Source organism: Nostoc piscinale CENA21 (assembly GCF_001298445.1).
GTDB classification, from domain to species: domain Bacteria; phylum Cyanobacteriota; class Cyanobacteriia; order Cyanobacteriales; family Nostocaceae; genus Nostoc_B; species Nostoc_B piscinale_A.
In genome coordinates this window covers 4,527,002-4,542,209 of the sequence record NZ_CP012036.1, presented here as the reverse complement: position 1 = coordinate 4,542,209, position 15,208 = coordinate 4,527,002, and the positions used below count along the sequence as shown (strand labels likewise).

Below are 15,208 nucleotides of genomic sequence, written 5' to 3'. Positions count from 1 at the left end.
CGAAAGTGGAATATCACGAGTTTATTACCCATGTCCAAAGTCTCTCTCAATCTAATTCTCTTGAGGAGGCGGAACTTGCTACTCGTGCAACTTTAGAAACTATTAAAGAACGTATTGCAGAAAGTGACATTCAAGGTTTAGCTGCACAACTCCCACAGAAATTAAGTGATTATTTACAGACACGAACCCAAGCAAGTACTCAAAGTTTTCATCTCCAAGAGTTTATTCAACGTGTTAGCCAAAAAGAACATATAGAACCTACTACTACTGCAATTCATGTCCGGGCAGTTTTCGCTGTGTTGCAAAATGCCATCAGCCCTGAAATTTTTTCTAAATTTCAAGCCCATTTTAGTCACGATTACGAAGAATTATTCACTGCACCACCTACTAGTGAAGTACCTGCATAGTTCAGGAATGCTATTTGATAAGTTTCCACACAATTAACAATTAATCAAACTAGGTACATCCATGTCATATCAAAACAATCATTCTGGGAAGAAAAAAGTTGCAATTTTAATTGAAAATGATGTCGAAGATGCAGAATTTACAATTCCTTGTCATGGGCTGAAACAAGCAGGAATGGATGTAGTTGTCCTCGGTTCGCGGATGAACGAAAAATACAAAGGTAAACGCGGTAGAGTTTCGGTGCAACCTGATGGTACAACTACAGAAGCGATCGCCAGAGAATTTGATGCAGTTGTGATTCCTGGTGGTATGGCTCCCGATAAAATGCGCCGCAACCCCAACACAGTGCGGTTTGTCCAAGAAGCTATGCAACAAGGAAAACTCATAGCAGCCGTTTGTCACGGGCCACAATTATTAATTGAAGGTGATTTGCTCAGAGATAAACGCGCTACTGGTTTTGTTGCTATCCGCCGCGATATGCTGAATGCGGGTGCAAATTATCAAGATGAACCTCTGGTAGTTGATGGTAATTTAATTACTTCCCGCGAACCTGGAGACTTGGCAATTTTTACCACAGCTATTCTCAGCCGCCTTGGTTATGGTGGTAAAGATGTGGCGCTTCCAGATGAAACAGATACTAGCGCCGAATGGTGGAAAATTGCTGATGCTTGGGGCGGTTCAACTAAAGGCGAAATTGTCAGAGGTTTAAACACTGCTTTAAGTGGTGAACGTTATTCTCTAGAAGCTCTAGAAAAATATTACGAAAAAGAATCAGATACTCAAGTTAAAGTCATCTTTCAAGAGATGATTGCTAATAAACGAAACCACATTGAAATATTAGAAACATATCTCAATAAATTAGGTGAAAAACCTTCTTTGGCTGCCAATATTGCAAATCAATATGCCAAAGTTAAAGCGGCTATGTCTGGTAGTGATGACATCTATCAAATTCGTTGTGCTTTAGGTGATTTGCAAACAGGTATTGGTGACGTTGGTAATTTATCAGCAATGTTTACTGACCCAGTAGCAACGGCTATTTTTAAACAAATTTACCGTGATTTATTAAGAGATGAACAACGCTTAGTAGAACTATATCAGTTACGGCTGGGTGGTGAAGTGCAAGCTCCTAAGCCAACTAGTGGTGCTGCGGTGTCTATGTAATTCGTAGCTCGTAATTCGTAATTAAAAAAATGCAGAAAATCTAATTACGAATTACGAATCAAAAACCCAAAACCCAAAATCTAAAATTGTATGACTTCAACAGGCGATCGCACAACTAAAACTCCCGCAGAAGCCAATGAAATGGAACGCTGGGCTTCTCTGATTGGTGGTGGCGCTATGGTACTCACAGGTTTAAGTCAACGCTCTTTAAGAGGTGTATTAACTGCGCTGGCTGGCGGTGGTTTAATCTATCAAGGTATAACCAAGCAAAGCACAATACAGCAAGCACAAGAAGCTCTGGGAATGAATAAACCAATCAAAGTTGAAAAGACAGTAACGATAAATAAACCAGCAGATGAACTTTATCGTTTTTGGCACAACTTTGAGCAGTTACCCACCTTTATGAAGCATCTACAATATGTAAAAGTGTACGATGCAAAACGTTCTCATTGGATTGCAAAAGCGCCCTTGGCTAATAATGTCGAATGGGATGCAGAGATTCTCGAAGATAGAGAAAACGAGTTTATTTCTTGGGCTTCTGTCGAAGGCGCGGATATTGATAACTCCGGCTTTGTCAGATTTAAAAAAGCCCCTGGCGATCGCGGTACAGAAGTCAAAGTAGTTTTAGAATACAACATCCCCGGTGGTGGATTAAGTGCGGCTCTCGCCAAACTTTTCGGCGAAGAACCAGAACAACAAATTGGCGATGACTTGCGCCGCTTCAAAATGCTCATGGAAGCCGGAGAAATCGCTACAACCGAAGGTCAACCAACAGGCAAACGATGAAGATGAAACCCATACTTCATACTTTCTAATTCACATTTCATACTTCATACTTTTATGAAAGCAGTCTGTTGGCAAAGTGCGAATGAAGTTCGGGTAGAAAATGTACCAGACCCGACGATTCTTAATCCCCGTGATGCAATTATTAAAATTACATCCACAGCCATTTGTGGTTCTGACTTACATATCTATGGCGGCTATATCCCAACAGTCCAAAAAGGTGACATTATTGGTCACGAATTTATGGGAGAAGTTGTCGAAGTTGGTAAGGGCGTTGATAATTTAAAAGTGGGCGATCGCGTTGTTGTTCCCTCTACAATTGGCTGTGGTCGATGTGCTTATTGCCAGCGCGATATGTGGTCGCTGTGTGATAATTCTAACCCTAACAGTTGGTTAGAAGAAAAATTATTTGGCAATGTCACTTCCGCCATTTACGGCTACTCTCATTTATTAGGTGGCTATGCAGGCGCACAAGCTGAATATATCCGCGTACCATTTGCTGATGTCGGCGTTGTCAAAGTTCCGTCAGATATACCTGACGAGAAACTATTATTTATTTCCGACGCTATTCCGACTGGCTACATGGGGGCAGAACTCTGTGATATTCAGCCAGGGGATACGGTAGCTGTTTGGGGTTCCGGCGCAGTAGGATTATTCGCCATGATTAGCGCCTATATGATGGGTGCAGAAAAAGTAATTGCGATCGACCGTTTCCCCGAACGCTTAGAAATGGCAAAAAAATATGCCAAAGCCGAAGTAATTAACTACGAAGAAGTTAATACTGGTGAAGCATTAAAAGAAATGACTGGCGGACGAGGCCCTGATGCTTGCATTGATGCAGTCGGTTTAGAAGCACACGGTGTTGGTTTAGAAGACTTCTATGATCAGACAAAACAAAAGCTCAGGTTAGAAACCGACCGTCCTCACGTATTACGAGAAATGATGGTAGCCTGTCGTAAAGGCGGCACTTTGGCAATTATGGGTGTTTATGGTGGTTTTGTAGACAAAATACCCTTGGGTGCAGCAATGAACAAAGGTCTCACCTTCAGAATGGGACAAATGCACGGCCAGAAATATATGCGTTTGTTACTCCAGCAAATCTTGGATGGCAAATTAGATCCTTCTTTTGTGATCACTCATCAACTACCACTAGAAGAAGCGGCTCACGGTTATCACATTTTTCAACAGAAAAAAGATAACTGTGTCAAAGTCGTCCTCAAACCATGAATTGGCACATAGCCGTTCAGTTGTACACACAAATAAATAAAACAAATGAGGTTATTTATGAAGCAAGTGATTTCTCGTTTACGCCAAATTATGGTGGTTTTTTTAGTAGGATTTATGTTCTTACTAGGTCAAGCATTTAGCTTTGTGAATGTAGCACAAGCTGATGTAACAACTCCAGAAGGTACCTATTATAAAGGTGTACCCGAAGGACAAAACAACGGCGTTCAATACGATAACCAAGCTAGAAATGCTCAGTCCAAATTGAAGGGCGCTGCTGATAATATCCGTGAAAAACTCAACTTAGATGAAGATACTCCTAGAGCTACAAAAGAGTTTCTCAAGGATGCAAAAGATAGAGTAGGGGAAGCAGTTGGTGGTAATCAACCCCAAGGTAGCAGAGAAGGTTATTATCAAAATCCTCCCAGCAAACAACTCAGAGATAGAATGTAAGTAAAAAGTAAAAAGTAAAAAGGCAAAAGTAAAAAGATAGCTAGGTGTGTTAGGCGCGTTTAGATGTTTCCCAAAAAAATAATCAAAGCGCCTAACGCACCTATTTATCTAGCTATTACTTCCATGATTTATTTGTTTTCACAAATGACAAATGACTAATGACCAAGAACAAATGACAAAGGACTAAAAATTATGAAAGCAGTTTGCTGGAACGGAGCAAACGATGTGCGGGTAGAAACGGTTCCTGACCCCAAAATTATTAACCCGCGTGATGCCATTATTAAAATTACTTCCACAGCAATTTGTGGCTCAGATTTACATATTTATGATGGCTACATTCCCACCATGCAAAAAGGTGATATCCTGGGGCATGAATTTATGGGGGAAGTTGTAGAATTAGGTAGTGAAGTTAGGAATGTTAAGGTAGGCGATCGCGTTGTTGTTCCCTTCACTATATCCTGCGGTAACTGTTTTTTCTGTCAGCGCGATTTATGGTCACTTTGTGATAACTCCAACCCAAATGCTTGGATGGTAGAAGTCCAAATGGGTCACTCACCATCTGGTTTATTTGGCTACTCTCATTTATTTGGTGGTTACGCTGGCGGACAAGCAGAATATGTCCGAGTACCCTTTGCAGATGTTGGTTTATTCAAAATTCCCGACCATCTCACAGATGAGCAAGTTTTATTTTTAACTGACATTTTCCCAACAGGCTATATGGCCGCAGAAAACTGTAACATCAAACCCGGTGATATCGTTGCAGTCTGGGGTTGCGGCCCAGTCGGACAATTTGCTATCAAAAGTGCGTTTCTTCTTGGTGCAGAACGAGTCATCGCCATTGACCGCATCCCCGAACGTTTGCAAATGGCTAAAGAACAAGGTAAAGCTGAAGTCCTCAACTACGAAGAAGTCAATGTCGGTGAAGCACTTAAAGAAATGACAGGTGGCCGTGGCCCCGATGCTTGCATTGATGCTGTGGGTATGGAAGCACATGGTACAGATGCAATGGCTTTCTACGACCAAGTAAAACAAGCAGTCCGCCTCGAAACAGACCGTCCCACTGCACTCAGACAAGTTATTGTATCTTGTCGCAAAGGTGGTCATGTATCTATACCTGGAGTTTATGGTGGTTTTGTTGACAAAATCCCAATGGGTGCAGCAATGAACAAAGGCCTCACATTTAAAACGGGACAAACCCACGTTCATCGCTACTTAAAACCTTTACTAAATCACATTGAAAACGGTGACCTCGACCCGTCATTTGTGATTACACACAAATTACCTTTAGAACAAGCACCCCACGGCTACGAAATTTTTAAACACAAACAAGATAACTGCATCAAAGTTGTTTTGAAACCGTAAGGTGAGTAATTAAATATGACTGACACCAGCGTTAAAAAAATCGATTCCAGCCATTCACCCAAAGGTAAACTCGGTCAGAAATATCTGGCTTCGGGTAAATCTGTTTCTATGCGCCTTTGGGAAAATGAACAACCAGGAAATGATAAACCACCAACTGCACGGGAATATGAAACTGTTGGTTATGTAATTAATGGTCGTGCAGAACTGCACATTGAAGGACAAATGATTTTGCTTGAACCTGGTAGTTCTTGGGTAGTTCCCAAAGGTTCACATCACAACTATAAAATTCTCGAACCATTTACTGCTGTAGAAGCTACCAGCCCACCTGCCCAAGTTCACGGGCGTGATGAAAATTAATCTTTCATAGTTCACTGAATACCATAATGTTTATTGCCTAGAAAGCAGGTTAGTTTACACTAACCTGCTTTTTTTAATTCCTGATATAGCAATACGGTTCAGTTAAGCATAAAAGTAGGTTGGGTGGAACATTAGCGAAATCCAATAAATTATGCTCGGATGTTGGGTTACTCTTCGAGAAGCTGGAAGTCCCTAAGTGGATTCAAACCCTTGATTTTTCATTAGTCTGTGCAGGCGATCGCTGAAGGAAACAAAGCCGCCCAACACTTTGGCATCCCTGTGGTATAAATGATCAGTCTTTAACTAGACACGATTGGATTGCTATATAAATTTATCAGTCAATTTTGTATATAGCAAATACTAAAATTTGTGTCTAATATAGCCTTTCATTTATCATACCATGTTAGAAATATATGAAAAAAATACTATCAATAATACTTATTATTTCAGCATTATTAATGTTGGTTTTGCGAGTTTTAACTCCTGGCTGGTTTTTAATTTTATTCTTTGGAATTATTGATTTGTTTGTTACATTAATTCAAATAATTATTGGATTGTTATTCATCAGAAAATTTCAATTTGCCTCCCTATATTCTGTTGAATCTATCATTATCTATTTCTGTATTTTTTTCTATAGTGGATTTTTCTTGTTTCAGGTAGATTTTGGGGATACACCCGATAGTGTGAGGGTTGTTTTAGAACATCTGACAGGCAAAAATTTTTTTAACACAATATTGTATTGACAATTGGTTTTTATGTATTGCTCCAATGGCTATTGGTTTATTAATTACTTATTTAGTAATGATTGTCCGATTAGTAAGAAAGAAAAAGTAAATTTCACATAAATAGCAGTTTCCAAGTAATTTTTTAATATACAATGGGCTGCGATCGCCTTAAACTACTGCAACTACACCCCAAGCAGGTGTATGTATTCACGGCGAAGCCCCACACTCATACACCCTCACACCCAGTCTCCACAGAAAATCTTTGTACGTAAGTCCCACATATTATCCGCTACCCCTCCGTTGATAGAGGTTAACAGCCTTGTATCAATTTATAACTAATTTGTCCGACTATCTTGATATCATAATGGCTAATATTTGGGAAACTGCTGTTAATGCAGGCAATTTCAACACTTTAGTAAAAGCTGTCCAGGCTGCACAAATTATAGATACTCTGCAAAGTTCTAATTTTTTTTACACTCTTTGCACCTACGGATGAAGCTTTTGCCCAGCTACCAGAGGAAACCTTAGAGGAACTACTGCAAGATACTGCCAAACTGAAGAAAATTGTTAGCTATCATGTCACTTATGGCGATGTTCGGTCGGATGACCTAGAGCAAATTGATGAAGCAGAGACACTGGAAGGATCTGTTTTAGCAATTGAATCTGTTAACGGTAATATTAAAGTCAATGATGCCAATATCCTGCAAACAGATATCCTGGCAGATAATGGTGTCATTCATGTGATTGATGGAATCCTCATACCTGCGATGGTGGCTGGACATTGAGAAATTAGGAAGTAGAACTTATTCTCTCTGATAATTCTCACACTATTGCACTTTATGAATGTTACAAATACAGGTGTAAAGGCAAGCAATCATCATACGTGTCAATTTAACAAATTCACCTAATACCCCTTTCTCAGCAAAGAAGAAAGGGGTATTTCATTATTGAATGAAAACTCTATGTCAAACAAAAATATTGTTGAGCCTGTTATACATAAAAAATAGCTAATATATCTATGTTAATTTGTGTTCATCTCTGGTTTTAAATTATTGATAATTTCTAAATTTTTTTTCTCGAACCGCAGGCTGATGTAGAGACAAGCTTTCCTGAGTTTCCTAGTAAGGAAAGGTAACAAAAACTCAGGAGATTCAAATGTTTTACCACACCAAAAAATTACAGTATTTCAAACCACCAGAAAAGCCTGATGCAGTCTACGCTATGAAGATTCAAGAATTAATTGGTGGGACTTTTGGTGAAATGACTGTGATGATGCAGTATCTTTTTCAGGGTTGGAACTGTCGCGGCCCTGCTAAATACAGAGATATGCTGCTAGATGTGGGTACTGAAGAAATCGGTCACGTTGAAATGTTGGCGACAATGATTGCCCATTTGCTAGATAAAGCACCTGTGACAGTCCAAGAAGAAGGCGCAAGAGATGCGGTAGTCGGTGCGGTGATGGGTGGTACAAACCCACGAGATGTAATTATGAACGCCGCTATGAACCCCCAGCACGCTATTGTTTCTGGTTTGGGTGCTACACCATCTGATAGCGTTGGCTATCCCTGGAACGGTCGTTTTATCGTTGCTAGTGGTAATCTCTTAGCCGATTTCCGTTCTAATTTGCACGCTGAAAGTCAAGGACGTTTGCAAGCAGTGCGGTTGTACGAAATGTCAAACGACCCAGGGGTGAAAGATACCTTGAGTTTTATGATTGCGCGTGACACCATGCACCAAAATTTATGGTTAGCAACGATTGAAGATTTAGAATCTTCAGGTCTGGAAACAACTCCAGTACCTAGTTCCTTCCCGTTGGAGTTGGAGAAACGCGAGTTTGCTTATCAATTCTGGAATCACTCTGAAGGTACGGAAAGTTCTGAGGGTCGTTGGGCAAAAGGTAAGTCAATAGATGGTAAGGGTGAATTCCAATATGTTGCTAACCCTCAACCGCTAGGCCCTGAACCACAACCACCACAACCAGACCCGAAATTGCATGGTACGCCCAAAACTCAAACTACACAAGGTAATGGTGCTAGTGGGGGTTCTGCCGTTGATAGAACAGTGATTAGAAGTTAGTAAAAATGTTATCGCAACTTTTGGTTAGAGCGTAGCCCAATTTTTGCCTGTTCCCTATTCTTTGTTCCTGTTCATTTCAAATTTACGATTTTTGAGTGTCTGGTGGGGCAGATTTTAAACGAGTAACTGTGCCTTTACGAATGCGATCGCTTTTACAAACACCACCAGCCATTTCAGTTAATAAGAAACCTTACGTCGTTTGTTACAAATGAGTTAAGGTTCTTTATGAATGAGGTAGCGTTGGTGATGAAAGCTGATGTTGCGTAGACGCAAAGCGGCTTGTCGTAGACATCGCATTTTTTTTAGTTATGTAGGCGATCGCATTTTGTCGAGCAGCGATCGCACTCAATACTTTTGAGATTGAGAAGGCGATCTCATCCCCAAATCTCACCTGCATACAAAAGCGTCAAACTGCAAGTGGATTGTTATATCCTTAACTAACTTTTTTTTGAGGAATTAGATGAATGAGTGTACGTAGTGCGTGATTTACTGCTTCTGCATTCGGAAAAAATTCTCGAACATCTGGATCGAGCATGATTGCACCTTCTGGTATTGTCAAGTGCTGTACTACGGTTGTGCCATCTGCTTGATGAATTGTTACCGTATGTCCTTGTCGATATTCTTGATGATGTTTTCCTCGCACACCACCTGTAAAATCATATTCAGGTAGCATATCGTTATCTGGGGTTTCAACATGAGAATTATTGTTGTTCATAGGTGCTTTGTTCTCTAGCTGTGGCTTGACGACAACTGATAATCCGAATTTTAGATTTCCGCTCTGTGTAAACTATTACTAAAATTCTTCCCTTAGCTGATAATCCAATATCAATATACCTATCTTCGTCAAGAGAATGTTGTGGATCGGCAATAGTGAGTGAAAAGGGATCGTTGAATACTGTCTTCGCTTCATCAAAACTTATTCCATGCTTTTGATAGTTTGCTGTGGCTTTGTTTTCATCCCATTCAAACTCTAGTGCCACATTACTCTCCACAAAGTTTTTATCTAAATTTTATCCTAACTGGAAAATTCGAGATAGTTCTAGTGAATTGCGATCGCCCAAAAATTCTGCACGCATCACAAAACCGTCGGAATGTGATCGCATTTTTTTTAGTTGTGTAGGCGATCGCACCTCAGCAAACAATGGAATATAGCTGTTAAAATCAGCATAATGGTGTAAATGTGCAGCAAACACCCCATAAACGCAAATGCCAGCCATTGTTAAAGTACAACTTTCCTTAGAAGCTTTAGCAGAAGCAATATCTTCTCTTGATTTAAAAGAGAAACGCCAACTTCAAGAGCTAATTGAACAACAAATTTTTGAAGCTGAAGAAGCATTGTATGAAGATGATGCTCAGACACAGGTAGAGATTGAAGCTGTTCGCGCTGAGTATAGAAATGGTGAGTTTATAACTTTAGATCTACTTAAATAAAATGCGAGTAGCCTAGCATTTTATAGGAAAGATAAATTATGAACACTGCCAAACTCAGCACTGATGGCACTCACCAAGTTGTGATTTTGCCGGAAGATTTTCAACTTACTGGCACAGAAGTTTATATTAAAAAAATGGGTAACGCTATTGTTCTCATTGCCAAAGATAACCCCTGGCAATCTCTCATCGAGAGTTTAGACAACTTCTCTGATGATTTCATGACTACTAGAGATCAACCACAAATTGACATCAGAGAGAGTTTGTAAATGCGATACTTGCTTGATACCAATATTTGCATTTACCTCATCAAGCAAAAACCTCAGAAAGTGCTAGATAAGTTTCAAACACTGAGCATTTCTGATGCAGGTGTCTCCTCTATTACTGTTGCGGAACTTGAATATGGAGTAGCCAAAAGCCAACAACAAGAGAAAAATCGTAACGCTTTACTACAATTTTTACTACCTCTTGAAATTGTTGATTTCAATTATTAGCATAACACCTGCTGCGTAGGCGATCGCTGTTTGGAAGAGACAGAGCGATCGCACTTTAATCAACAGCGATATAATCGTCGGCAAAACACTGTCATTTCAAGCAAAGCGTTCGCGCAGCGTTTTGTTAGGGAAGCCTGTAAAGGAGCGAACGCAAAGGTGTTGGGATTGCTGTATTTTGTTTATTGAGATTGTATATTTTTGTTTTTAGATAAGTTAATCGTATGTACAACTTGTTCTCTTAAGTTCTGTAAATTAACACCCAAGTTTTCCAAAACCCTTACTGCTACGCCTTCCTCTAATCTAATACAACCCAAAAGCAGATCGCCAGTACTAACATAATTGTGCTTAAGTGTTTTAGCTTCTTCTAAAGATAACTCTATAACCCTCTTTGCATTTGGTGTAAAGGGAAGTTCTGGTGGTACAAAACCACTGCCAAGTCCAATAATTTTTTCTACTTCTATACGAGTATCTGCCAGCTTAATACCTTTCAATTGCAACACTTGAGCAGCAACACCAGTTTCTTCTCTAATCAGTCCTAAGAGTATTTGTTCTGTACCTATAAAATTATGGCCAAAACGGAGCGTTTCTTCCTGCGCTAACCTTATCGCCTCAATCGCTCTCTCTGTAAAACGTTCAAATAAACCTTCGTCTTTGTACTCTTTCTGTTCCGCTAGTTCTATTTCTGTAGATGTAATGTCTACTAATTGATGTCTTAGTTTATATATTAAAGTCTCAGTAGATTTTTGGTATAGAAACTCAGATTGTTTGATTGTGTCTTTTTCTATTGCTACAGGCACTTCAATCAGATCGATATCTTCATCTCGGAGTTGTAAAAGTTGCTGAAATCGCTTTAGTTCTTCTCTTGTATGCTGACTCAGAGTTCCTTCATGCTGTAGCGCCTCAGCTAATGCTTCTTCGTATTCCCTGAGATTTGCTTGATATTGGCGGTAAGGTTCCAAAACTTCGTTTTCAATTTGGGCTGCTACCTCAACTGACAAACCCAATTCACTTTGACGACGTTTGAGAATGCGACGACCTATAACCGAAACCTTACCATTCCTGACACATTGCTCTACTTCCTTACGGTATTCCAATTGCGGATCGCCTACAGGAGCTTTTGCTATTTTAATTTTAAAGCCTTCCCTTACAGCATAAATTTCTGGTTTCATTGCTGGGGCTGCTTCCTGCACCTTTTTACGAGCATATTCATGCAGTTCATCTACAGAAATCATGCCATCGTTATCAGTGTCAGCTGCACCTTTCTCAATCCCTTCGACAATGTAGCGAGTGTAAACTGATAAGTCTTCGCCTTCTTGTTCAAAAGAATACTGAGTAGCCGTAGAAGAAGTTAGTACCGCCCTTCCTTCTCCTCCTAGTTGATTCTTGATATCTACAGTGTTATCATCTTTCGCCTTCATCCCTTCGGCAAAAGCACCGCTAAAGCAACAGTCTAGAATTATTACCTGTCGCCGAGAACGGCTTCTTTCCATCATTCCATGTATCAGGCTGGCAGCAGTGGCGGTAGTTTGAATAAGTTCACCCGATTGATACTTACTGGTTTCGCTAGTTGATAAATATAATTTGCCACTGTCATCTTTAATTCCGTGTCCAGAGAAATAAAACAGCACTAAATCATCTTTTTGACGATTAGAAAACAGGTTTTCAATTGCTCTTTCCATTACGTGGCGTGGCGGATTTTCCAGCACTGTCATATCAGCATCGGCAAAATCACCCATTTCTGAGTGCTGTAAGACTCGCTGCATTGCTTTGATATCTTGCACAGCCCCAGGTAAAGCATTTAACCCTGGTTGGTACTCACTAACCCCAATCAGCAATGCAAATTTCGCCATTGTAATTGTTTACTTTTGACTTACAAAGTTTTCTACTGCTTTAACTGCTGCTTCCAATTCTGACATATTACTAGTTTTTACCTGGATTTTCTTACCGTTTACTCCCGATATTTTGGTCTAGCTACATAAAAAATCAGGTAAGCATTGCTCACCTGATTTTCCAATTTCATATAACTCAGAATTGCTTACGCCAAGTGCTGTTGAACTTTGGCGACTAATTCATTTGTCCAATGTTGGGCAAGTTCAGCATCAGCAGCTTCCACCATGACTCTGATGACTGGTTCTGTACCAGAGGCGCGGACTAAGATTCTACCACTATCACCCATTGCAGCTTCGGCTAGTGCGATCGCATCTTGAACAGCTTGACATTCTTGCCAACTCAAACGGCGATCGCGATCTACAACTCTGACATTCTTTAATAATTGGGGATAAGTCTGAAAGCTTTGGTCTACTAATTCACCCAAGGAAACACCAGTTTGTTTGACTAAGTTGGCTATATGCAAGGCGGTTAATAAACCATCGCCAGTCAAGCCATAATGTCTACACAAAATATGACCAGATTGTTCGCCGCCTAGCATTCCCCCAGTCCGCAACATTTCGGCTTGCACATATTGATCACCAACGGCGGTACGAATCAATTTACCACCTTGTTGTTGCCAAGCACGTTCAAACCCTAAGTTCGCCATAACGGTAGAAACTATCAGGTTATCGGGGAGTTGTTGCTGTTGTTGCAAGTGACGACCCCACAAATAAAGGATATAGTCGCCATTAACTTGTCTGCCTGTATTATCTACAGCTAACACGCGATCGGCATCACCATCAAAGGCAAAGCCGATATCAGCATGATGTTCTTGAACGGCGGCTTGCAAAATATCCAGGTGAGTAGAACCACAATCAACGTTGATGCGATCGCCATCTGCGGCATTATGTAAGCAGATAACTTCTGCACCCATTTCCATAAATACTTGTGGTGCTAACCCAACGGCTGCACCCCAAGCCAAATCTAAAACAATCTTCATTCCTTGCAGACTTCCATCACGCTGTAATGGTTGTTTTAAAGCTTGGCTGTAATCACTCACTAACTGCTGCCGAGAATAATGTCTGCCGCAATTCATCCCACCTGTAACTGGTAACTTACCACGCAATCCGGCTTCAATTTCGGCTTGTAATGCTTGGGGTAACTTGCCACCATCGGCACCAAAAACTTTAATTCCATTGTCTTCCGGTGGATTGTGACTGGCAGAAATCATCACGCCGCCGATCGCTTCACTCATGCTGGTAAGATAGGAGACGCAAGGAGTAGGACATAAGCCCAAATACCAAACTTCGATACCAGCAGCTGTTAACCCCGCACTCAAAGCCATTGCCAACATATCGCTAGAGTTACGCGAATCTTGTCCCAGAATTACTGGTCTTGTTTCACCTGCATGATTCCGTAAAACTACACCCGTCCAAAAACCTATTTGTAAAGCCAAAGGTGCATTCAGTAATTCTCCTACCTTGCCCCGAATCCCATCTGTCCCAAACAGAGGAGTCGCGGGTAATGATATCAAACTAAACGCCAAGTTCTCGTTCAGTGCTGTTTCTCCATGATTAGATTCTGCGACAGCAAGACCTCGGATGTTGCCTTGAGTTCGAGTTATTGATGACACCATAATATTTAAACACCCCACACCATAACACTGGAAAATTTTACTTTACTTTTTAATTGAACAAGTTCAAGTAGGCTTTGCTAGAGGCTAGAGGTTAGTATTTTTACTCTAAACTCAGCACTCAGCACTTATTACTCAGCACTTTAAATATATACTCATTTTTCTTTTGAGAAATCTATTACCACTAGACTTATTTAAGTGAAAGTCTCTAAAATTTTTCTGAGGTTTGTAAAGTTTTTATACAGAAACTCTAGCGATCGCCATTCCTGATCATAGATTTTAACCTTGATAATGAATAGAGTAGTTACTCTTTTGCAGTCCGATGCAGCTTCACAAAAGTATACAATCTGCTTGCTTAAAAATTTTTAATATAAATTCTCATCAAATAGTTTTAATGTAACTTTTTAATGACCTTTCTTAGCCGTTCGTAAATCGGAACCTCGGTACATCCTTTTTCAAGGTGAGAAATTTTAATATGAGCAGCAATTTAGCCAGCAAGTTACGTGTCGGCACCAAAAAAGCCCATACGATGGCAGAAAATGTGGGTTTTGTCAAGTGCTTTTTAAAAGGAGTGGTAGAAAAAAGTTCCTACCGGAAATTAGTGGCTAACTTTTACTTCGTCTACTCGGCAATGGAAGAGGAGATGGAAAAGCATCGCCAACACCCCATCGTTTCTAAAATTAATTTTGCCCAACTACACCGCAAGCGGACTTTAGAGCAAGACTTAAGCTTTTATTACGGTGCTAACTGGCGTGAACAAATCAAACTATCGCCAGCCGGTGAAGCTTATGTGCAACGCATCCGCGAAATTTCTGCGACAGAACCAGAATTATTAATTGCTCATTCTTACACCCGTTACTTGGGTGATTTATCTGGGGGACAAATTCTCAAGAACATTGCCGTGACCGCAATGAACTTGAATGATGGACAAGGAACCGCCTTTTATGAGTTTGCGGAAATTCCTGATGAGAAGGGATTTAAAGCAAAGTATCGTCAAACATTAGACGAACTACCCATTGATGATGCCACAGGCGATCGCATCGTGGATGAAGCCAATGCAGCCTTCGGAATGAACATGAAGATGTTCCAAGAATTAGAAGGCAACTTAATCAAAGCGATCGGCATGATGTTGTACAACAGCCTCACCCGTCGCAAGACACGCGGCAGCACTGAACTAGCTACGGCTGAGTAAATTAGAGAGGCTAGTACCGCTACGCGGAAGTCAAAAGTCAAAAGTC

16 protein-coding genes and 3 pseudogenes are annotated in these 15,208 nt (G+C 40.5%); 13 read left to right on the top strand and 6 right to left on the bottom strand.

Annotation, left to right across the window (positions count from 1 at the left end; all coding sequences use genetic code 11):
* The first annotated feature begins 5 nt into the window (after positions 1 to 5).
* The 9 genes and pseudogenes from ACX27_RS19630 to ACX27_RS19585 all read left to right on the top strand — a co-directional run bounded on the left by ACX27_RS19630 (position 6) and on the right by ACX27_RS19585 (position 8,546).
* Entirely contained in the window at positions 6 to 407 is a 402-nt protein-coding gene (locus ACX27_RS19630; RefSeq protein WP_062295077.1) for a DUF2267 domain-containing protein, read from the top strand.
* A gap of 61 nt (positions 408 to 468) precedes the next feature.
* Complete coding sequence (locus ACX27_RS19625; RefSeq protein ID WP_062295076.1) at positions 469 to 1,566, top strand: DJ-1/PfpI/YhbO family deglycase/protease; 1,098 nt, start codon at positions 469 to 471, stop codon at positions 1,564 to 1,566.
* 90 nt (positions 1,567 to 1,656) lie between these two features.
* A complete protein-coding gene (locus tag ACX27_RS19620) occupies positions 1,657 to 2,352 on the top strand; it encodes an SRPBCC family protein (RefSeq protein WP_062295075.1) in 696 nt (231 codons plus the stop codon).
* A 54-nt stretch (positions 2,353 to 2,406) separates the two neighbouring features.
* Positions 2,407 to 3,576 (top strand): zinc-dependent alcohol dehydrogenase, encoded by a 1,170-nt coding sequence (locus tag ACX27_RS19615; protein WP_062295074.1) that lies wholly within the window; start codon positions 2,407 to 2,409, stop codon positions 3,574 to 3,576.
* A 57-nt stretch (positions 3,577 to 3,633) separates the two neighbouring features.
* Positions 3,634 to 4,026: a hypothetical protein gene (locus ACX27_RS19610; RefSeq protein ID WP_062295073.1), complete on the top strand. Its 393-nt coding sequence runs from the start codon at positions 3,634 to 3,636 to the stop codon at positions 4,024 to 4,026.
* 192 nt (positions 4,027 to 4,218) lie between these two features.
* Entirely contained in the window at positions 4,219 to 5,388 is a 1,170-nt protein-coding gene (locus ACX27_RS19605) for a zinc-dependent alcohol dehydrogenase (RefSeq protein ID WP_062295072.1), read from the top strand.
* Positions 5,389 to 5,403: 15 nt separating this feature from the next.
* Positions 5,404 to 5,745: a cupin domain-containing protein gene (locus tag ACX27_RS19600; RefSeq protein ID WP_062295071.1), complete on the top strand. Its 342-nt coding sequence runs from the start codon at positions 5,404 to 5,406 to the stop codon at positions 5,743 to 5,745.
* Between the two features lie 1,089 nt (positions 5,746 to 6,834).
* Positions 6,835 to 7,255: pseudogene (locus ACX27_RS19590) on the top strand (fasciclin domain-containing protein).
* Between the two features lie 370 nt (positions 7,256 to 7,625).
* Positions 7,626 to 8,546 (top strand): manganese catalase, encoded by a 921-nt coding sequence (locus tag ACX27_RS19585; protein WP_062295069.1) that lies wholly within the window; start codon positions 7,626 to 7,628, stop codon positions 8,544 to 8,546.
* A gap of 433 nt (positions 8,547 to 8,979) precedes the next feature.
* Here ACX27_RS19585 and ACX27_RS19580 read toward each other — a convergent pair whose 3' ends face one another.
* The 3 genes from ACX27_RS19580 to ACX27_RS19570 are packed head-to-tail and all read right to left on the bottom strand — an operon-like array spanning position 8,980 to position 9,763.
* On the bottom strand, positions 8,980 to 9,261 hold the full coding sequence (locus ACX27_RS19580) for a hypothetical protein (RefSeq protein ID WP_062295068.1): 282 nt from the start codon (positions 9,259 to 9,261) through the stop codon (positions 8,980 to 8,982).
* Positions 9,248 to 9,526 carry a BrnT family toxin gene (locus ACX27_RS19575; protein WP_062295067.1) on the bottom strand — a complete coding sequence of 93 codons (279 nt, stop codon included), beginning with the start codon at positions 9,524 to 9,526 and terminating at the stop codon, positions 9,248 to 9,250. The genes ACX27_RS19580 and ACX27_RS19575 overlap by 14 nt, the downstream gene beginning before the upstream one ends.
* 30 nt (positions 9,527 to 9,556) lie before the next feature.
* Entirely contained in the window at positions 9,557 to 9,763 is a 207-nt protein-coding gene (locus ACX27_RS19570; protein ID WP_062295066.1) for a hypothetical protein, read from the bottom strand.
* On the opposite strand from ACX27_RS19570, the gene ACX27_RS19565 reads away from it, so the two are divergent.
* Genes ACX27_RS19565 through ACX27_RS19555 form a run of 3 tightly spaced genes read left to right on the top strand, consistent with a single transcriptional unit; the run spans position 9,753 to position 10,468 of the window.
* Positions 9,753 to 9,977, top strand: coding sequence for a hypothetical protein (locus ACX27_RS19565; RefSeq protein WP_062295065.1), 225 nt, complete (start codon positions 9,753 to 9,755; stop codon positions 9,975 to 9,977). The genes ACX27_RS19570 and ACX27_RS19565 overlap by 11 nt on opposite strands.
* A gap of 38 nt (positions 9,978 to 10,015) precedes the next feature.
* A complete protein-coding gene (locus ACX27_RS19560; protein WP_062295064.1) occupies positions 10,016 to 10,243 on the top strand; it encodes an antitoxin in 228 nt (75 codons plus the stop codon).
* Positions 10,244 to 10,468, top strand: coding sequence for a type II toxin-antitoxin system VapC family toxin (locus ACX27_RS19555; protein ID WP_062295063.1), 225 nt, complete (start codon positions 10,244 to 10,246; stop codon positions 10,466 to 10,468). It abuts the gene before it with no gap.
* A 215-nt stretch (positions 10,469 to 10,683) separates the two neighbouring features.
* Here the strand turns inward: ACX27_RS19555 and ACX27_RS34045 are convergent.
* From ACX27_RS34045 to glmM, 3 genes and pseudogenes are all read right to left on the bottom strand, one after another.
* Positions 10,684 to 11,148 (bottom strand): annotated as a pseudogene (locus ACX27_RS34045) (Clp protease N-terminal domain-containing protein); the annotation flags it as partial.
* A 483-nt stretch (positions 11,149 to 11,631) separates the two neighbouring features.
* Positions 11,632 to 12,318: pseudogene (locus ACX27_RS34040) on the bottom strand (caspase family protein); the annotation flags it as partial.
* Positions 12,319 to 12,503: 185 nt separating this feature from the next.
* Positions 12,504 to 13,973 carry a phosphoglucosamine mutase gene (glmM, locus tag ACX27_RS19545; protein WP_062295061.1) on the bottom strand — a complete coding sequence of 490 codons (1,470 nt, stop codon included), beginning with the start codon at positions 13,971 to 13,973 and terminating at the stop codon, positions 12,504 to 12,506.
* Between the two features lie 472 nt (positions 13,974 to 14,445).
* On the opposite strand from glmM, the gene ACX27_RS19540 reads away from it, so the two are divergent.
* Positions 14,446 to 15,162: a biliverdin-producing heme oxygenase gene (locus ACX27_RS19540; RefSeq protein ID WP_062295060.1), complete on the top strand. Its 717-nt coding sequence runs from the start codon at positions 14,446 to 14,448 to the stop codon at positions 15,160 to 15,162.
* The last annotated feature ends 46 nt before the right edge of the window (positions 15,163 to 15,208 follow it).